At 67.6% G+C, this 17,701-nt stretch carries 15 protein-coding genes; 8 read left to right on the forward strand and 7 right to left on the reverse strand.

Annotated features, from left to right (window positions below; genetic code table 11):
- The first annotated feature begins 2 nt into the window (after positions 1 to 2).
- Positions 3 to 1,829: a phosphogluconate dehydratase gene (edd, locus tag EJC49_RS07300; protein ID WP_126698807.1), complete on the forward strand. Its 1,827-nt coding sequence runs from the start codon at positions 3 to 5 to the stop codon at positions 1,827 to 1,829.
- A gap of 90 nt (positions 1,830 to 1,919) precedes the next feature.
- Positions 1,920 to 2,099 (forward strand): hypothetical protein, encoded by a 180-nt coding sequence (locus EJC49_RS07305; RefSeq protein WP_126698808.1) that lies wholly within the window; start codon positions 1,920 to 1,922, stop codon positions 2,097 to 2,099.
- 29 nt (positions 2,100 to 2,128) lie between these two features.
- Here EJC49_RS07305 and EJC49_RS07310 read toward each other — a convergent pair whose 3' ends face one another.
- From EJC49_RS07310 to EJC49_RS07320, 3 genes are all read right to left on the reverse strand, one after another.
- Positions 2,129 to 3,091 (reverse strand): GlxA family transcriptional regulator, encoded by a 963-nt coding sequence (locus tag EJC49_RS07310; protein WP_126698809.1) that lies wholly within the window; start codon positions 3,089 to 3,091, stop codon positions 2,129 to 2,131.
- Between the two features lie 63 nt (positions 3,092 to 3,154).
- On the reverse strand, positions 3,155 to 4,054 hold the full coding sequence (gene folD / locus EJC49_RS07315) for a bifunctional methylenetetrahydrofolate dehydrogenase/methenyltetrahydrofolate cyclohydrolase FolD (protein ID WP_126698810.1): 900 nt from the start codon (positions 4,052 to 4,054) through the stop codon (positions 3,155 to 3,157).
- A gap of 109 nt (positions 4,055 to 4,163) precedes the next feature.
- Positions 4,164 to 6,932, reverse strand: a complete 2,769-nt coding sequence (locus EJC49_RS07320; protein ID WP_126698811.1) for a GumC family protein — start codon at positions 6,930 to 6,932, stop codon at positions 4,164 to 4,166.
- Positions 6,933 to 7,154: 222 nt separating this feature from the next.
- Between EJC49_RS07320 and EJC49_RS07325 the strand changes: the two genes are divergently transcribed.
- The gene (locus EJC49_RS07325; protein ID WP_425358801.1) at positions 7,155 to 8,450 is read left to right on the forward strand and encodes a lipopolysaccharide biosynthesis protein; all 1,296 of its coding nucleotides are present in this window, start codon (positions 7,155 to 7,157) and stop codon (positions 8,448 to 8,450) included.
- A gap of 10 nt (positions 8,451 to 8,460) precedes the next feature.
- On the opposite strand, the gene EJC49_RS07330 is transcribed toward EJC49_RS07325, so the two are convergent.
- Genes EJC49_RS07330 through EJC49_RS07340 form a run of 3 tightly spaced genes read right to left on the reverse strand, consistent with a single transcriptional unit; the run spans position 8,461 to position 11,326 of the window.
- Positions 8,461 to 9,360 (reverse strand): DUF6492 family protein, encoded by a 900-nt coding sequence (locus EJC49_RS07330; protein ID WP_126698813.1) that lies wholly within the window; start codon positions 9,358 to 9,360, stop codon positions 8,461 to 8,463.
- Positions 9,357 to 10,151, reverse strand: coding sequence for a WecB/TagA/CpsF family glycosyltransferase (locus tag EJC49_RS07335; RefSeq protein ID WP_126698814.1), 795 nt, complete (start codon positions 10,149 to 10,151; stop codon positions 9,357 to 9,359). The genes EJC49_RS07330 and EJC49_RS07335 overlap by 4 nt, the downstream gene beginning before the upstream one ends.
- Complete coding sequence (locus EJC49_RS07340; protein ID WP_126698815.1) at positions 10,148 to 11,326, reverse strand: glycosyltransferase family 4 protein; 1,179 nt, start codon at positions 11,324 to 11,326, stop codon at positions 10,148 to 10,150. Before EJC49_RS07340 ends, EJC49_RS07335 begins: the two co-directional genes overlap by 4 nt.
- Before the next feature lie 181 nt (positions 11,327 to 11,507).
- On the opposite strand from EJC49_RS07340, the gene EJC49_RS07345 reads away from it, so the two are divergent.
- The 4 genes from EJC49_RS07345 (at position 11,508) to proC (ending at position 14,996) form a co-directional block, all read left to right on the forward strand.
- Entirely contained in the window at positions 11,508 to 12,506 is a 999-nt protein-coding gene (locus EJC49_RS07345) for a glycosyltransferase family 2 protein (RefSeq protein ID WP_126698816.1), read from the forward strand.
- Entirely contained in the window at positions 12,475 to 13,842 is a 1,368-nt protein-coding gene (locus tag EJC49_RS07350) for an O-antigen ligase family protein (RefSeq protein WP_126698817.1), read from the forward strand. The genes EJC49_RS07345 and EJC49_RS07350 overlap by 32 nt, the downstream gene beginning before the upstream one ends.
- Positions 13,843 to 13,872: 30 nt before the next feature.
- Entirely contained in the window at positions 13,873 to 14,121 is a 249-nt protein-coding gene (locus tag EJC49_RS07355) for a hypothetical protein (RefSeq protein WP_170314644.1), read from the forward strand.
- A 62-nt stretch (positions 14,122 to 14,183) separates the two neighbouring features.
- The gene (gene proC, locus EJC49_RS07360) at positions 14,184 to 14,996 is read left to right on the forward strand and encodes a pyrroline-5-carboxylate reductase (RefSeq protein WP_126698818.1); all 813 of its coding nucleotides are present in this window, start codon (positions 14,184 to 14,186) and stop codon (positions 14,994 to 14,996) included.
- 36 nt (positions 14,997 to 15,032) lie between these two features.
- On the opposite strand, the gene EJC49_RS07365 is transcribed toward proC, so the two are convergent.
- Positions 15,033 to 16,349, reverse strand: a complete 1,317-nt coding sequence (locus tag EJC49_RS07365) for an NAD(P)H-dependent oxidoreductase (protein ID WP_126698819.1) — start codon at positions 16,347 to 16,349, stop codon at positions 15,033 to 15,035.
- Positions 16,350 to 16,552: 203 nt separating this feature from the next.
- On the opposite strand from EJC49_RS07365, the gene EJC49_RS07370 reads away from it, so the two are divergent.
- Complete coding sequence (locus EJC49_RS07370) at positions 16,553 to 17,551, forward strand: Ldh family oxidoreductase (protein WP_126698820.1); 999 nt, start codon at positions 16,553 to 16,555, stop codon at positions 17,549 to 17,551.
- Positions 17,552 to 17,701 lie beyond the last annotated feature (150 nt).

Raw genomic sequence — 17,701 nt, forward strand, 5'->3', positions numbered from 1 at the left:
CCATGACAGCCATCAGCGCCATCGAAGCCATCACCGACCGCATCCGGGAGCGCTCCCGCCCCACCCGCGAAACCTATCTCGGCCGTCTCGACGAGGCCATCGGCAAGGGCGTCAACCGTTCGGTGCTGTCCTGCGGCAATCTCGCCCACGGCTTCGCCGCCTGCGCACCGCGCGACAAGGCGGCGCTGGCCGGCGACCAGATCGCCAATCTCGGCATCATCACCTCCTACAACGACATGCTCTCGGCGCATCAGCCCTTCGAGACCTTTCCGGCGCTGATCAAGCAGGCCGCAAGCGAGGCTGGCGGCGTGGCGCAGGTAGCCGGTGGGGTGCCGGCCATGTGCGACGGGGTCACCCAGGGCCGGCCCGGCATGGAGCTGTCGCTGTTTTCGCGCGACGTCATCGCGATGGCGGCGGCCATCGGCCTGTCGCACGACATGTTCGATGCCGCCGTCTATCTCGGCGTCTGCGACAAGATCGTGCCCGGACTGGTCATCGGCGCGCTGACCTTCGGCCACCTGCCGGCGGTCTTCATCCCGGCCGGACCGATGACGACCGGCCTGCCCAACGACGAGAAGGCGCGCATCCGCCAGCTTTATGCCGAAGGCAAGGTCGGCCGCGCCGAGCTTCTGGAGGCGGAGTCCAAATCCTACCACGGACCCGGCACCTGCACCTTCTACGGCACGGCGAACTCCAACCAGATGCTGATGGAGATCATGGGGCTGCATTTGCCGGGCGCCTCCTTCGTCAATCCCGGCACGCCGTTGCGCGAGGCGCTGACCCGGGAAGCGGCCAAGCGTGCGCTGGCCATCACCGCGCTCGGCAACGACTTCCGGCCGGCCGGCCGCATGATCGACGAGCGCTCCTTCGTCAACGGCGTCGTCGGACTGCACGCGACCGGCGGCTCGACCAACCACACCATCCACCTGATCGCCATGGCGGCGGCGGCCGGCATCGCGCTCACCTGGCAGGACATTTCGGACCTGTCGGACAACGTGCCGCTTCTGGCGCGCGTCTACCCGAACGGACTGGCCGACGTGAACCACTTCCATGCCGCCGGCGGCATGGGCTTCCTGATCCGCGAACTGCTCGACGCCGGCCTGCTGCACGAGGACGTCGAGACCGTCTGGGGGCCCGGTCTGCGGCCCTACACGGTGGAGGCAAAGCTCGCCGCCGACGGTTCGGTCCTGCGCGAAGCAGCGCCGGCCGTGAGCGGCGACGAGAAGGTGCTGGCGCCCTTCCCGAAAGCCTTCCAGCCGAGCGGCGGCCTGAAGGTGCTGGAAGGCAATCTCGGCCGCGCCATCATCAAGACCTCGGCGGTCAAGCCGGAGCGGCGCATCATCGAGGCGCCGGCCATGGTCTTTGACGGGCAGGACGAACTCAATGCCGCGTTCAAGGCGGGCGAACTCGACCGCGACTTCGTCGCCGTGGTGCGCTTCCAGGGACCGAAGGCCAACGGCATGCCCGAGCTCCACCGCCTCACCACCGTGCTCGGCGTGGTCCAGGATCGAGGGTACAAGGTTGCGCTCGTCACCGACGGGCGCATGTCCGGCGCGAGCGGCAAGATACCAGCCGCCATCCACGTCACGCCCGAGGCGATCGAGGGCGGCATGATCGGCCGCATCCGAAACGGCGACGTGGTGCGCGTCGACAGCGAGACCGGAAGGCTTGAAGTCCTGGTCGATGCCGCCGAACTCGCAGCCCGCCCCGCGCCGAGGCCGGATCTGTCGCACAACGGCTATGGCATGGGACGCGAGCTCTTCGCCGGATTCCGCGCTCTGGCCGCCCGCGCCGATCTGGGCGCCGGGGCGTTCGGCGCGGCGGCTTGAGGGTGCCGGGAACTCGCCGCACGGTCGCGAGATGGCGCCTTTGACGAAACCGATTGCCCGGCGCGGCGCTCGCGGCTAGTGTCCGCGGCCATGAAGAAGGTTCTGCTCATCGCCCTCGCCGCCCCGCTGATGCTTTCGGCCTGCGGCGGCTCGCCTTATCGCATCGAGACCCGCGACGCCGTCGAGCCGCCGCCGGAGGTAATGACGCAGGATCGGCTGGACGCCATCGTCCGCGAACGCCAGATCGATATGTCGAAAAGCGGCCGCTGACGCTCGTTCGACCGGAATAGCCTGCGATATCAGTAGGTCGTGCGACGTTCTTCGCTCGGCGGCCGACCGAACTGCAGCCGGTAGCTCTGCGCGAAGTAGGAGTGCGAGGTGAAGCCGGTCGCGATCGCGACGTCGAGGATCGGCAGGTTGGTCTGCCGCAAGAGTTCGCGCGCCCGCTCGAGCCGCAGCCGCATGTAGTAGCGGCCTGGCGTCATGTTGAGATGGCGCAGGAACAGCCGCTCGACCTGCCGCACCGACAATCCGGCCGATTTCGCCAGTTCGACCGCCGAAAGCGGTTCGTCCAGCCGCTCGGCCATCAGAGCGACGATCTTCTTCAGCTTTTCCGATTTGCCGGTGAGATCGCGTTCCGGCCCGACACGCTGGCGGTCGGTGGCGCCGCGGATACGCTCGTGGTGAAACTGGTTCGCCACCTCGTTGGCGACGCTGGCGCCGAAATCCGCCCGCACGATCTCCAGCATCAGATCGATCGACGTGGTGCCGCCGGCGCAGGTGTAGCGCTTGCGGTCGATCTCGAAGACGTTGCCGGTGCACTGGATGTCGGGGAACCGCTCCTGGAAGCCGGCGCGGTTTTCCCAGTGGATGGTGCAGCGATAGCCTTCGAGCTGGCCGGCTTCGGCCAGGAGATGCGCGCCGACCGACAAGGCGCCGAGCGCGCCGCCCTTGCGTCCCCAGGAGCGCAGCGCGCCGAGCGCCTTGCTCTTGCCGGGAAATTCGGTCGCCAGCCCGACGCAGACGAACAGGATGTCGGCGGCGGGCATGTCGGCGACCGCATAGTCGACCTTGAGCGGCAGGCCGTTGGACGCGATCACCGATTCGCCGTCCACGGAGACGGTCTTCCAGGCGTAGTGGTCGCGTCCGATGAGCCGGTTGGTCGACCGGAACGTATCGATCGCCGCCGCCAGCGAGAACATGGAAAACTTGTCCACGAGCAGGAAGGCGAATTGTCGGACGGGATCGACGTTATCGGCCATGGGTTCCGGTGCTGCTGGAGAGGACGATCCGGATAGCGGACGGCGTTGCCGCCCGCTGCCGCATCAGAAGCGTGGAGGTTCCACCCCGGCCGTACGGCAGGCGGCGACCAGCGTGTTGGCCATCAGCATGGCGATCGTCATCGGGCCGACGCCTCCGGGCACGGGGGTGATGGCTCCGGCCAGTGGCGCGGCCTCGTCGAAGGCCACGTCGCCCACGAGGCGGGTCTTGCCCTCGCCGCGCTCGGGCGCGTCGATGCGATTGATGCCGACGTCGATGACGGTGGCGCCGGGCTTCACCCAGTCGCCCCTGATCATTTCCGGACGACCGACCGCCGCCACCAGAATGTCGGCCGTGCGGCAGAGCGCGGGCAGGTCGTGGGTGCGGCTGTGGGCGATCGTCACCGTGCAGTTGGCGGCCAGCAGCAGGTTCGCCATCGGCTTGCCGACGATGTTGGAACGACCGACGACGACCGCGTTGAGGCCAGACAGGTCACGACCGCGTACCCGTTCGACGAGGAGCATGGAGCCAGCCGGCGTGCACGGGACGAAGGCCGATGCGATCTCGCCGGTTCCGAGCTTGCCGACATTGACGAAGTGAAAGCCGTCGACGTCCTTGTCTGGCGAGATCGCCTGGATCACCCGCGCCGAGTCGATCTGCTTCGGCAGCGGCAGCTGCACCAGGATGCCATGGATGGCGGGATCGGCGTTGAGGTCGCCGATCAACGAAAGCAGCTCGTCCTCCGGCGTCTCGGCTGGCAGTTCGTGCTGCACCGAATGAAAGCCGCATTCCTTGGCCTTGCGCGACTTGGAATTGACGTAGACCTGGCTCGCGGGATCCTTGCCGACGATCACGACCGCGATACCCGGCGTCACGCCAACCTCGGCGATCAGCTTCGCCGCGCCCTGCCTGACGGTCGCGACGACCTCCTCGGCGACCTTCTTGCCATCGATCACGTCCGTCATGCCTCTTCCTCCTGCCATGCCTAGTGGATGCGAGGCTTATCCGACATTTGCCGCGATCGTAAGCGCGACAATGCGCCGTCCCATGCCGTTCTGCCGAAAATCGATCCGATCAGAGGAAGCGCCGGCGGCCGCGGCTTTCCGCCAGGTCGCGCAGCGCTTCGCGAAACTCGCGCAGGCTGTCGCGTATCTCCTCCATCGCGCTCTTTTCGCCGTCGCCCGCCGGAGCCGGCTGCGGCGCAGGGCGAGACGGCTGCGGCGGAGGCGGCGACGGCTGCTGCCACGCCTGCTGCGGCCAGCCGGGAGCCACCGGCTGCGGCTGCGGATAGGGCTGATAGCCGCGCTCCGGCATGCCAGGATGCGGCGCATGGGCCCAATAGGGATTCGAGCGGTCATCGTGGCCATGCGGAGGCGGGCCGCGATGGTCCATCGGATGCGGCGCATAGGGATGGCCGGGCGCTTGTGCGGCCCATCCCTGATGCTGGCCGGGATAGGGGCCGTAGGCCGGCGCAGGCTGGGGCATCGGCGCCGTCGGCTGGCCATAGGCCTGCGGCTGCATCGGCGGATAGGGCTGTACGGGCGACTGCGCCTGCGGATAGCCGGGCGCATTGGGGTAAGCCGACGCCTGTGGGTGGAACGCATATCCGCCCGGGGCGTGGCCTGGGTACATCCACGAACCCTGCGGCTCGGGCGCGCGCTGCGCCGGCAAGCCATCGGGATAGGGACGAGCATAGGGCGCCGACGGATGGCGATCCGCGGGCGCGGGATATTCGTTCGGAGTCCAGCCCATCGGGGCACGTGCATGTTGCATGTCTGTCTCCTCGGCCATGGCGGCCGTGTCATCGGTGCGGTTCGTGTCCTGCGCCTGGCCGCGCGGGATCGCCGTGGTCTGGTCGGAAGCCATCTCGCCGGGCTCGTCCCCGGTGCGGCCGAGCAGGCGCGAGACGCGCCTCGGCAGGGGCCGGTCGTTCGGCACCTGCCGGAACCGGTCGCCCGCTCCTTCCGCGCGCAGGCTGGCAACCGCGCCACGCGTTGCGCCAATGCCGACGCCTGCGCCAAAGCCGAGAAACGCGCCAAGGAGCGTCATCATGGTCCGCGACGGTCCGGTTGGCTCGAGCGGCGGCGTGGCCTTGGAAATCACGCTGATGTTGGCCGTGTTGAGATCGCGCTGCTGGCCGGTCTCTCCGGCGCGCAGCAGAAAGCCTTCGTAGACCGCGCGCTTGGCCGCCGCTTCGCGCTCGAGCTCACGCAGCGTCACGAGTTCGCCGCTCAGGCCCGCCTGCCGCGCCTTGAGCTGCGCCAGCCGGGCGGCGAGTTCCTGCTCGAGCTGCACCGCGCGGCGCAGTTCCACCTGGATCGACGAGGCGACCAGCCGAAGCTCCTGTTCGACGCGCCGGCGCGCAGCGTCCACCTGCGCGTCGATGGCGACCCGCTCCGGGTGCCGGGGGCCGAGCCGTGTGCCGATGCGGTCGGCCTCCTGCCGCAGCAACGAGTACTGCGTGCGCATCTCCGTCAGCACCGGCGAGCTCATCTGTTCGGGCAGGTTGCCGGCGAGCGCCGCGTCCACCGTGATGGTGCGAGCCGAATCGGCCCGCGCCTGAAGCTCGAGCGTGCGCGCCCGCGCCGTCGACAGCTGGTCGTTGAGCTTGACGATCTCGTCGTCGCTGATCAGGCGGCCCTGGGCATCGACGATGTCGTTTTGCGACTTGAACGTCTCGACCCGGCGCTCGGCCTCCTCGACGCCGTCGCGCAACTCCGTCAGGCGTGCGGCGATCTCGTCGGATGCGCGGCCGGCGGCGCCGGCCTGGATGGAGCCGTAGGTCTCCAGGAAGACGTCGGTCAGCGTGTTGACGATCAGCGCCGACTTGTCGGCACTTTCGGTTTTGGCGGTGACTGCGACGACGAAGGTCTTGCCGCCGCGCACCACACCCGTCGCCTCGCCGAGATGCTCGATTGCCAGTGCCCGCCGCCGCACGGCCGGATCGCCCTGTGCCGCGGGCGAGGAGAGCAGCGAGCGCAGGTCGCTGACGAAGCTCAGCGGCCCTCCGTCACGCGTGCCGTTGAACTCCGGGTCACGATCGAGGCCGAGCGTGTCGACCACCTTGCCGAGCACGGTGCCGGATCGCAGCACCCGCACCTGATTCTCCACCACCGCAAGCATCGCCTCGGCCGACAAGCCGCCATCGGTGAGCTCGTTCTGGACGATCCTCAGCTGGCGCGGGTCGATGATCAGCTCGGTCAGCGCGACATACTGCTTGGGCGTGGCGAGCGCGATGGCGGCGGCGAGCGCTGCCCCGCAAACCGTCGCCGCTGCAATGATCCAGCCTGAGCGAAGAACGCCGCGAACCACCTGCACGGGATCGATCAGCGGCCGCCAGTACGGATCGCCGTCTTCCCGGTTCGGTCGCGCGTCGACTGGTTCGATCGCCGCCGCGCGCGGGGACGCATCCGCTGTCACGACCGGCTGCGAAGCCACTGACGCCAGCGGCCTGGGCGGCTTCGGCGGCTGTTCCCGCGCCACCGTCACAGTCTCCGGCTCGGCTTCGGGCGCTGGTTCGACGATCCGCGCGGTCTCGTCTTTCCCGTCGTCCGACGCGAAGATGGCACGCAGTTCCCGCTCCTGCTCGAGGAATGGCTCCGGCCTGTCGTTCCGGGTCTTGTCGGGATAGGCCTGGCTCCGTGCCGTCGCCAGCGCTGCCACGAGCGGGCTCGCCGCGGCCTCCCGGCGGGAGCGCGCGCGTCGATGACGCTCGATCGCAGAGGACTTCAACCCGGCGACAGGATCCCGCTCGTCCTCGACCGTCTCGTCCAGCGAAGCCGGGACGAGGCTCAGGAGCGAACCGTTCCGGTCGCGCCATTCGCGGTTGTCGTGGTCGGGCATGTCGCGCTGCACTTTTGAAACAAAAGGACGCGCCTTGCGGCGCCTGTTCGTTAAGGCAAGCTAAACAGGTGTGGGAAACAAATGGTTAACGCAGAGCGTGCGCCCCTGCCCGAAGCCGCATCGGCACCACCGCGAAAGCGCCGCGCGGGGCGCATCACGCGACATTAAGGTTTCCCCGCTAGCCTGTCTTCTCAACCGTCGACGCCACCGGGAACCCGCATCGTGACATGGGCAGGCGGGGTTCTCGAAACGGGCCCCATGCAACGGATCCGCCGCTTCCTGTCCACCAAGTTGGACCTCCTGCGCGACTACGCGACGGCGGTCAGCGGTTCCGTCGGCCGTCTGGTCTTTTCGCTCGTCTATTTCGTCGCCCTCGCCAACACCTTGACGATCGCCGAATTCGGCCTGTTCGCGACGGCCTCGGCGGCCGGGGTGATGCTGTCACGCATCCTGGCCTTCGGCTTCATTTCCGCGCTCTATCGGGCGGCCACCGTCAAGCCGCGGCTGCTCGGCGTCTTCACGGGCGGCTTCCTGGCGCTGGCGATCCTGTCGCTTCCGGTTCTCGCGGGCGCCAGCTTCGGCATCTGGTTGATCTTCTTCGAAAGCGAGATGGCTCCCCGCGTCTTCCTGCTTCTGATCATGGCCGAAACGCTGCTGTGGCGTCCGGTGGAGGCGGTCATCATCGTCAACAACGGCATGGGCCGGTTCGGGAGGGCCGCGTTTCTGGCCATTCTCGGCACGGCGCTACGCGCGCTGGCGGCCCTGCTCTTCGCCTTCTGGACGACGCGCGACCTTGCCAACTGGTCCGGATTCTACGTCGCCGCCAACGCGTTGTCGCTCGTCATCGCAGCGGGATTCTTCTACCCGCGCCAGCGCCTCCGCTTCCAGCCGCGGCTCTATCTGCGGCGGCTGGCCGATTGCATCTACGTCGCCGGGGCCGAGATGATCTTCTATCTCCAGATGGAACTGGACAAGCTGCTGGTGCTGGCGATCGGCGGCCCGCACCTGGCCGGCATCTATGCCATCGTCATGCGGCTGGTCGACCTGACCGCCATTCCGGTACGCACCTTCACCATGATGCTGGTGCAGCGCATGATGCGCGCGCCCGAGATGCTCTCCCGCCTCAAGCTCAGGCTCGGCATCGAAGCCGGAGTCTTCCTGGTGTCGACGGCCGGGCTTCTGACGCTGGCGCTCGTCTTGCGATACGAGCCAGCTCTGCTGGGCCGCAACGTCGCCGAGGCGGCGCCGCTCGTGTTGCTCGCGGTGTTCATTCCGGGTTTGCGCAACCTGGTGGAATACCAGGCCGAGCTTCTGTTCGCGCGGGGCCAGACGCTGCTGCGCGCAGTCAATTTGTCACTGCTGGCTGGCCTGAAGGCTTTGCTTTTGACGGCCGTTTTGCTGCACACGACCGACAGCGCCGACATGGTTCTGCTGCTGAACGGCGTTTTTGCCGCGCTCTACCTCGCCTCCTGCGCCCTCACCCATTCGGCGATCAGGATGCCCGCGCGGCAGTTCTGAAAGCCTGCCGTCAGGCAACCAGCCGGCGGATCGTGCCGACGTCATTGCCGATGAAGGACTGCATTCCCACCGCCACCTGATGCGGCGCCAGGCTGTGCAGGAAGGCCTTCATGTCGGCTTCCGACATGCTAGGGCCCGTCCAGTAGACGCGGCAGAGCTCTTCCGATGACAGGACGTGGCCCGCCATGCCGGCGACCTCCGCAGCATGGCGACCGTAGATCATGCACTCCGAAAACATGCGTTGCGAAGCGATGCCCGCCACCCAGTGGCGACCCGTGACCTCTTCGATCCGGCGACACATCGCGAGAGTCGTATCCCGGCGCCAGGCGATCAGCGTGGCGATGTAATCGTGGGGCGACACCGGCGGGCTTTCGATCCCGAGAATGCGGCCGGCATGCGCCGACCAATCATGGTGTTCGCTGCCCGGCCTGTCGGCCAGCCCGTTTTCGCGCCGGAACAGGCGAAGCACGCCCTCGTGCCAGAACCGCCCGCAATCGAAGGGCCGAACGAAGGCCACGTCGGAATCGCAGTAGACGAAAGCGTCTTCCGGAGCCTGCAATGCGATGGCGATGCGCCGCAATTGCTGCACGTGCCAGCCGCGCAAGGGCATCGTGCGCGTGCTGAGCCAGATGCGGCGGCGAAAACCGCTCGTCGGATCGCGGAACGACCGAAGCCATCCCGGCAGGATCTCCCGCTCGTCGATCACGACCCGGTTCGGACCCTCGAACTGGCGAAACAGCGCCACGTCGCTCTGCTCGACCAGCAGGTAATGTCGCGTGAAGCCGGTGACGCGGGCATCGATCGTCTCGCAGAGCAGTCGGCAGCGCTCGAGATCCGGCGCATAGCTCGCGGTCACGATGGCGGTCGCGGGATGTTGCTGGCGTCGCGTCGGCGCGGGTTGGCTGGTCAACGCTCGTCCTTGCTCCGCGACAGCTTGCGGCCGAGAACTCGCATCAGGAACAGCGGATTGCCCAGCACGTAGCGCCGCCAAAGCCGCATCGGCTCCACGAAGAGGCGAAACAGCCATTCGAGCCCAAGGCGGCGCAGCCCCAGCGGCGCGCGCGGAATGGTGCCGCTCATGAAGTCGAGCAATGCGCCGACACCGAGTACGACGGTGCAGTGCCTGTCCGTCAGGTTTCGGGCGATCCAACGCTCCTGGCGTGGCACGCCGAGCGCCACCAGCAGGATGTCGGGGCGGACCGCTTCGAGCCGAGCGAGAATGCCCGGCTCTTCGGCGTCGGAAAAATAGCCGTCCTGGACCATCACGACTTCATGCCGCGGCGCAAAGGCGCGCAGGTGACTGGCTGCCAGCTCGACATTGACCCTGGTGGTGCCGATCAACCCGATCCGTAGCGGCGCGGTCTGCGCGGCGATGAATGCCGGAACGAAATCGGTGCCGTTCAGATTGGCCGGAAACGGATCGCCGTGCAGCACGCTCGAAGCGATGTCGACGCCGATGCCGTCGGGAAAGACGACGAAATCCCGGAGCGTTTCCTTGAACGCCGTGTCGCCGGTGGCGAGATTGGCGACATGGGCGTTCAGGAACGCGATCCTCGTGAACGTCCCGGTGCGAATGCGGTCGCCCAGGAAGTCGATGGCCTCGCGTTGCGTCATCGGCATGACGTCGACGCCGAGGATCGAGCGTTTCACGGGCAGCGCAGGGCGCGCGATGCCTTCCGGCTTGCCGGCATTCACGGTCATGCCGCCACCGCCTGGCGAGTGGGACGGCTGCCGATGGCCGAAAGTCCAAGGGCGATGCTGGCGTCGAGCACCTGGAGCTGGGCGGCGTGAAAGGTTCGACCGTCGACGTCCTCGATGCGGTCGGCTGCCATGGCGGCGAGTTCCGTGGCGAACGCGGCGGGGTCGTCGGCAATGCGGCAGTTTGCCGGAAGATGCGCGATCCCGCGCAACGAACGGCTCGTGGCGACGCAGGGAAGCCCCTGCTCGAAGGCCTCGATGGTCTTCAGCTGGACACCGGTTCCGGCCCTGGCGATGAGCGGAACCACGGCGCCGCCGCGGACGAAGTCGACGGCGTTCGCCACGCGGCCGACGAACTCCACGCCCGGCGGGCACGGCAGGTCGGCGGGAATGCTCCCGGCGACCCGTGTGCGGAAGTTGCGCGGCAGCCATGGCGTGACATCGCGCAGGAACCATTCCAGGCCGATGCGGTTCGGCTGCCAGGTCCACGTGCCGATCAGGGCCGCGTCGCACACGATGGTGCGCGGGACGCATGGTTCGGGCGCCTCCGACCGGGTGACCAGCGGCAGGGCCGCCGAGCGGTGGTCTTCCGCAACGCCGAGCGCGGCGCGGTCCTCCTCGGCCAACGTGTAGACGAAGGCAGCCCGGTCACACAGGCGCTGCTCCACAGCCCGGACCAAGCGGGCCTCCCGCCGAAACAGCGTGCGCTGGACCAGATCGCGGACGGCCTCGGCATTCTCCTCGGCTGAACGATGCTCGACATTGTGGGCGACGAAGAGCGAAGGCCGATCGGCGAACAGATGCTCGAAGGCGCCGGCGAACTGGGCCGCATTGATGACGTAGGCATCGAACGGCTCCGCCCGCTTCAGCGCGGCGCGGATGTCGGCCTCGCCGGCTGCGCGAAGCTTGGCCGATGCAAAGGTGAGGCCCGACAGCACGGCGCCCGCCAGCCAGCGCATCTTCCGCAAGGCCCCGGCGCCTTCCGTCCGGACGTCGATCTCGCCCAGCGAAATCGTGTTGTGCGGGTCCGAGGGCGCCTTGCCCGGCCAGGTATAGCCGAGCACCGTCACCCGCGCGCCGGATCGACGCAGCGCGGCGATGATCGCGGCATTGGCGATCTCGTATCCGGTCGCCGGCTCACCATCGGGAACGAGCGAAGTGACGAAAATCAGATGCATAAAATCCGTCCGGTTCCAGGGATTGCGTAGCGAATGCCGGTGAAGCCATGCTTAAGAACACGCAATGGGCATGCCGCGGACGGGTCCCTGGGGCGTCGCGAGGCCGCCTAGTTCGCGCAGTGCTTAACCATGTCTTAACGGGGGGCTGGCTTTATGGACCCATCGCCCGAAAGACACGCGGATGCAGACCATCACCAGCGCCAGCAACGTCACCGTGGTGGCCCGCTCTCCCGGCCTTCGCTTCGACGAGGTCGAGATCGCCGTCACGCTGCCGACCTACAAGCGGCCGGAGCAGGTTCTCGCGACGCTGCAATCGGTCATCGGCCAGCGAACGTCGCGGCCCTTTGCCGTGGTCGTCATGGAAAATGATGCGGAATGGCACGCCGGCGCCGACGCCGTGGCCCCCCTGTTCGAAAACGGGACAGCGCAAGGCGTGCTGCTCATCGCGCATGATCGCGGCAATTGCTGCGCCTACAACGCCGGATGGGCGACCGCGCTCGCGGAATTCCCCAAGCTCGGCTTCGTTCTGGTCATCGACGACGACGAGATCGCCGGGCCGAACTGGCTGGAGACGATGTGCGCGACCGCCGAAAGCCTGGGCGCCGACATCCTCGGCGGGCCTCAGGTTCCCGTCTTTCATGAACCGGGGCATGAGCACTGGGCCGAACACCCGGTCTTCGCCCCGCCCTATCGCGAGACGGGGCTGGTGCCCGCGCTCTACTCGTCAGGCAATCTGCTCGTCGCGCGGCGCGTGCTCGACGCCATGCCGCGCCCGTTTCTCGACCTGTCGTTCAACTTCACGGGGGGCGGCGACTCCGATTTTCTCAGCCGCGCGGCGGCGCGGGGCTTCATCCTCGGCTGGTGCGCCGATGCGCCCGTCATGGAAACGGTTCCAGCGCGCCGTCTGGAGCCCGACTGGATCCGCTCCCGATCCCTGCGCGAGGGCGTGCTGTCGACCTGGGTGGAAAAGCGCAAGCGCGGCGGGTCGCTCGCGGCGCGATGCCGGGTCGCGGCGAAGAGCCTGGCGCTTCTTGCCGCCTCCCCGGTGCGCGGGGTGATCCGTTTCGCCCGGACGGGATCGCTGTCGGTCGGCCTCTACCCCTTCTATGTCGCTCTGGGACGCGTGCTTGCGGAGTTCGGATACGCGAATGAGCAGTATCGCCAGGCCGAGAAGAACTGAACCGGTGCAGCCCGCGGCAACCCTCGACCGTCGCGGCGCGGCAACGCTTTTTGCAGCCGTCCTGTTCGGCGTCTCGATCATCTCGTTTCGGCCGTTCTCCCCCCAGGCGGCGGAGGCGACCGGGGGCGACATCGTCAACCAGCTTGGCTTCGGCGCGGTGGGGATCGCCTCGCTCTTCTGTCTCCTCGGCTTCGTCGATCGGCGCGTGCTTGTCCGTCTCGTCGGCTTCTGGTGGATGGTGCTGATCGGCGTCTTCCTGGTGTCTGTCGCCAATGCCGCCGACCCGTCCTCGGCCTTTCGCACCGCGATCTTCACGCTGATCGGCGTCCTGACCATGATGGCGGTGCTGGCGACCCCACGTGACGCCGATTCCCTCTCGACCGTCTTTTCGGTGACGGGTCTTGCGATCGTCGCCCTGTGCTATGCGGGCCTCGTCCTCTATCCCGACATCGCACGCCACACGGGCGATTCACTGGAGCCGGAGCATGCCGGTCTCTGGCGCGGCGCCTTCTCGCACAAGAACGTGGCCGGGCCGGTCATGGCCGCGCTGAGTTTCACCGGGCTCTACCTGCTGCGGCGCGGCTGGCGCTGGTCGGGCGGCCTGCTCCTCGTCTCCGCCCTCTACTTTCTGGCGCATACCGGCTCGAAGACGACCACCGGCCTCGTGCCGCTGGCGATCCTCCTCGTGATGGGGCCGAGCTTGATCGGTCTGCGCCGGGTCGTGCCGCTGATCTTCGCCGTCGCGCTCGTCGTGTCCGCCCTGGCGACGATCGGCATCGTCATGTCGCCCACGCTCTGGCACCTGTCCCAGCAGGTCTCGCCCGGCATGACCTACACCGGCCGCACGACCTTGTGGTCGTTCCTGATCGAAATGATCGCGCACAAGCCATGGTTCGGCTACGGCTACGAAAGCTTCTGGAGCACGCCCGTGGTGCAGCTCCAGGAACTGCCGTTCGACGCCGAATGGGACATCCGCGGCATCGTCCATGGTCACAATGGCTATCTCGACATCGCCGTGCTGATGGGCCTGCCGACGCTCGGCGTGGCGGTGATCGCCTTCCTGGTGGTGCCGATGTTCGATTTCCTGAGGGTGCCGCGGAAGCGGGAGAACATCCTCCTGGCCGACTTCTTCATGATGACGCTGATGTTCACGGCCTTCAACGCTTTCCTCGAAAGCTTCTTCTTCCGCCGTGTCGATCCGGTGTGGCTGTTCTTCGTGCTCGCCGTTTTCGGCCTGCGCTATGTCGCCCGCGTCACGATTCCGGCCGTCTCGACGACAGGTATCGCCGACCGCGCCCGCCATGGCAGGGAACGATTGTCCACGATGCCGCATTGACCGGCAGGACAATTTCAAAGGATAGCCGCCATGTTCTCGACCGATACCTGGCTCAGGATCGTCTGCGCCATGCATGTCAATGCCGTGCTCTTCGGGCTCGGCGCCGTCACCGTTCTCTCCATCCCCGCCCTGGCTGACCGGGCCGTCTTTCTGATCCCGGCCGTCGTGGTGGCAAGCTTCGCGCTGGCGCCCTTCATCGCCGGGATGATCGCACCGCGCATGCGCATCCGGAACTGGAGCCGCAAGGCCTGGCGCGAGGGAGACGCGATCTCCGGATAGGTCGAAGCCTTGCGCGACCTACCGCCGCGGTGCTACCCGCGGGCAAACGGAGGGAAGCGATCATGAGCGTCAAACTGATCCTCGTCGGCTGCGGCAACATGGGCTACGCCATGCTCGACGGGTGGCTTCGCTCCGGCCGGCTGATGCCGGCGGAGGTGATCGTGGTCGAGCCCAACGAGGCGCTGCGCGAACGCGCAAGCCGTCTCGGTGCGGGCATCGTTGCAGCGGCAGGCGAGCTTCCGCGCGATGTCGAACCCAATCTGGTCATTCTCGCCGTCAAGCCGCAGGTCATGCGCGCCGTCGTGCCGGACTACCGGCGTTTTGCGGCGCGCGCGACCTTCCTCAGCGTCGCCGCCGGCGTTTCCATCGCGACCATGGCCGAGATTCTCGGCGACGATGCCGCGATCATCCGCTGCATGCCCAACACGCCGGCAGCCATCGGCAAGGGCATGATGGTGACCTTCGCCAACCCCCACGTCAATGACGAGACGAAGGCCTTCGTGGGAGAACTGCTGGCCAGCAGCGGCGCCGTGGCGGACATCGCCAGCGAGGAACTGATGGACGCCGTCACCGCCGTGTCGGGTTCGGGACCGGCCTACATCTTCCACTTCATCGAGAGCCTGACGGCCGCCGGCAAGGCCGCCGGGCTGCCCCCGGAGACCGCAAAACTGCTCGCCATGCAGACCGTCTATGGCGCGGCGTGCCTGGCCAAGGAGAGCGGCGAGGAGCCCGGCAGACTGCGCGAGCAGGTGACGAGCCCCAACGGCACCACGGCCGCGGCTCTGGCCGTGCTGATGGGCGAAGACCGGCTGACGCGGCTCGTTTCCGACGCGGTCGAAGCCGCCCGTGTCCGTTCGATCGAGCTCGGCAAGTAAGACGGCGCGCCGTCGCTTTTTCGGGCGCGACCGGCCTCAACCATCTCCATGGATCATGGCGTCCTGCGCCTGCCGCAGGGCGTAGAGTCGCGTCGTGGTGTCGGGCACGGCATTGGCTCGGGTGAGAAGCTCGCCCTTCTTCACCGGTGCCGTCACCTTGCCGCCCTCCAGCAGGCCGACCGGTATCGCCCCGGCGGCCCGCGCCTCGCCCGACAGCATCGTCCAGGAGCGGTAGCAGGTCTCGCCGATGGCATCGAGCGCGTCGCCGGCCGCAAGATCGCGCTTGGCGACCGCACAGACCTCGGCCACCGGACGCGGCAGCGGCACCATGTCCGGCCGCCCGGTGAGCATGATCCGCGCCGCCGTCAACGGCACTTCCAGCGAGGTCAGGTGATAGGGCCGATGGAAGACATAGTAAGGGCCCTTGCCCACATGCAGGTCGTCCATCCGTTCGATGATACGCGGATGGGTGGCCTCCACCACCACGAACACGCCCGGCGCCACGCCCTTGCCGATCGTGTAGTCGACGACGCCCTTGCGCGACAGCACGCCGCCATCCTCGCGCGGGATCAGCACGCTGGCCAGCTCGTCGCGGCCCGCATTCGGCCCATGCATGCCGGGTACGTCGGGCACCAGCCCGGTGGCGTTGGCAATGGCGCACATCTCCACCATGGTCTTCGATCCGTCGACGAACTCCACCAGCATGCGCGGGTTCATGTTGCGGCGGATGGCTTCCTCGGCGTAGTCGTCGGGCACCGCGTCATGGTTCAGCGGGTTGTTCTTGCCCTTGCCGGCCGAGACGATCGTGTAGCCCAGCGCGGTGGCGAACTCGATCAGTTCCATGCAGGAGGACGGCTCGTCGCCGGCTCCGACCGAATAGACCACGCCCAGCCGGTCGGCCTGCATCTTCAGCCATGGCCCGATGGTGACGTCGGCCTCCACATTCATCATCACGACGTGCTTGCCATGCTCCATCGCCATCAGGTCGAAATCGGCCGCCACGCCCGGCTTGCCCGTCGCATCGATCACCACGTCGATCAGCGGGTTGGTGACCAGGCGCTCGTTGGACGTGATCGCGATGCGGCCCGCCTCGATCGCGGCCGTCACCTTCGTCTCCGTGTCGGCCTCGCAGGCCATCGCCTCGTCGCCATACGCGATGCGGATGGCCGCGCGCGCCGTATGCGGACGCCGGGTGGAGATGGCCGCCAGGTGCACGCCCTTCATCAGCATGCATTGTGTGACCAGGTCGGTTCCCATCTCGCCCGAACCGATGACGCCGATGCGAACCGGGCGGCCCTCGTCGGCCCGGCGGGCGAGGTCCCGGGCAATCCCGGTCAGGGCGACATTGGTCATGGACACGATCCGGCTGTTGGCAATGGCTTGCGCTGATAGCAGATGAGACGGCGGAATTGTCAAACAACGAAGCCGTGCGAGGGACGACTGGGGTCGCCGTCATGCGATTTCGAGGCCGGGCGGCGAGGTTTGGGTTCCCCAACCGCCTATTGCTTGCCCCCTTCCCTTCGTCGTCGCTTCTCCGCTAGCCTTCGATCATGAGCATGATCCGCATCACGATGGCCGACCTCGAATCGCTCTGCCGCGACGCGGCCATCGCGGCCGGCGCGAGCATCGAGGCCGCCCTTTCGCTGGCCCGCGCCACGGTCGCGGCGGAAGCCGAGGGAAACCGCGCGGTCGGGCTCGATCACCTGCCCTATTATCTCGATGCGCTGGCGGAAGGCCGTATCGACGGCTGGGCCGAACCCATGATCGAGCGCCCGCTGCCGGCCATCATCCACGTCGATGCGCGGGGCGGCACAGCGCATCTCGGCTATGATCGCGCCCATGACCTTCTCGTCGAAGCCGCCCGCACCTGCGGCATCGGATTGTTCGCCCAGAGGAACGCCTATACCTGCGGGTCGCTCGGCACCTTCGTGCAGCGCCTTGCCGCCGAAGGCCTGATCGGGCTCGCAGCGACCAACGGCCCCGCGCTGATGACGGTGCCCGGCGCACGAGCCCCTGTCTATTGCACCAACCCGCTGGCCTTCGCCGCTCCCATGGCGGATGGCGACACGCTCCTGATCGACCAGGCCTCGAGCCAGACCGCCTATGTGAAGGTGCGCGACGCCGCGGTGCGCGGCGACCCCCTGCCCGAAGGCTGGGCGATCGATGCCGATGGACACCCGACGACGGATGCCACCGCTGCTCTGAAAGGCGCGCTCCTGACCTTCGGCGGCGCGCGAGGCGCCAACATCGCGCTGATGGTCGAAGTGCTGGCGGCGGGTCTGACCGGAGCAAACTGGTCTCTCGAGGCACCGTCGATCACGCAAGGCAACCGCTCGCCGGGGACCGGCCTTCTCGTCATCGCCATCCAGCCGCAGGCATTCGGCGCCGGTTTCGAGGACCGGCTGGCCATGCATGCGAGGCGCCTTGAGTCCGAAGGCGTCCACCTCCCCGGACGATCAAAAGCGAAGGCCAGGCGGCAGGCTGCATCCGATGGATTGTTGGTCTGCGCGGAGGTGCTGGCGCAGCTTCGATCTCGGGGCCAGAACGGCAAATGACAAGTCTCTTCAAGCAGTTGAGCGCCATACCTGAATCTGGATGAGAGCCCGCCGGCGGCAGAGTCGGGCCATGACTGGGTGCCAGCCATGCGCGGCCGTCATTGGCATCGAGCCCGACTGCGCGCATAAGGGAACTCCCATTCTCGCAGT

The organism is Aquibium carbonis (assembly GCF_003970795.1).
GTDB lineage: Bacteria > Pseudomonadota > Alphaproteobacteria > Rhizobiales > Rhizobiaceae > Aquibium > Aquibium carbonis.

Coding starts and splice junctions, on each gene's coding strand:
- EJC49_RS07370 (WP_126698820.1), top strand. CDS start 16,553: ATGATCCGCATCACGATGGCCGACCTCGAATCGCTCTGCCGCGACGCG.
- EJC49_RS07340 (WP_126698815.1), bottom strand. CDS start 11,326: ATGCATCTGATTTTCGTCACTTCGCTCGTTCCCGATGGTGAGCCGGCG.
- proC (WP_126698818.1), top strand. CDS start 14,184: ATGAGCGTCAAACTGATCCTCGTCGGCTGCGGCAACATGGGCTACGCC.
- EJC49_RS07345 (WP_126698816.1), top strand. CDS start 11,508: ATGCAGACCATCACCAGCGCCAGCAACGTCACCGTGGTGGCCCGCTCT.
- EJC49_RS07320 (WP_126698811.1), bottom strand. CDS start 6,932: ATGCCCGACCACGACAACCGCGAATGGCGCGACCGGAACGGTTCGCTC.
- EJC49_RS07365 (WP_126698819.1), bottom strand. CDS start 16,349: ATGACCAATGTCGCCCTGACCGGGATTGCCCGGGACCTCGCCCGCCGG.
- EJC49_RS07350 (WP_126698817.1), top strand. CDS start 12,475: ATGAGCAGTATCGCCAGGCCGAGAAGAACTGAACCGGTGCAGCCCGCG.
- EJC49_RS07310 (WP_126698809.1), bottom strand. CDS start 3,091: ATGGCCGATAACGTCGATCCCGTCCGACAATTCGCCTTCCTGCTCGTG.
- edd (WP_126698807.1), top strand. CDS start 3: ATGACAGCCATCAGCGCCATCGAAGCCATCACCGACCGCATCCGGGAG.
- EJC49_RS07305 (WP_126698808.1), top strand. CDS start 1,920: ATGAAGAAGGTTCTGCTCATCGCCCTCGCCGCCCCGCTGATGCTTTCG.
- EJC49_RS07335 (WP_126698814.1), bottom strand. CDS start 10,151: ATGACCGTGAATGCCGGCAAGCCGGAAGGCATCGCGCGCCCTGCGCTG.
- folD (WP_126698810.1), bottom strand. CDS start 4,054: ATGACGGACGTGATCGATGGCAAGAAGGTCGCCGAGGAGGTCGTCGCG.
- EJC49_RS07355 (WP_170314644.1), top strand. CDS start 13,873: ATGTTCTCGACCGATACCTGGCTCAGGATCGTCTGCGCCATGCATGTC.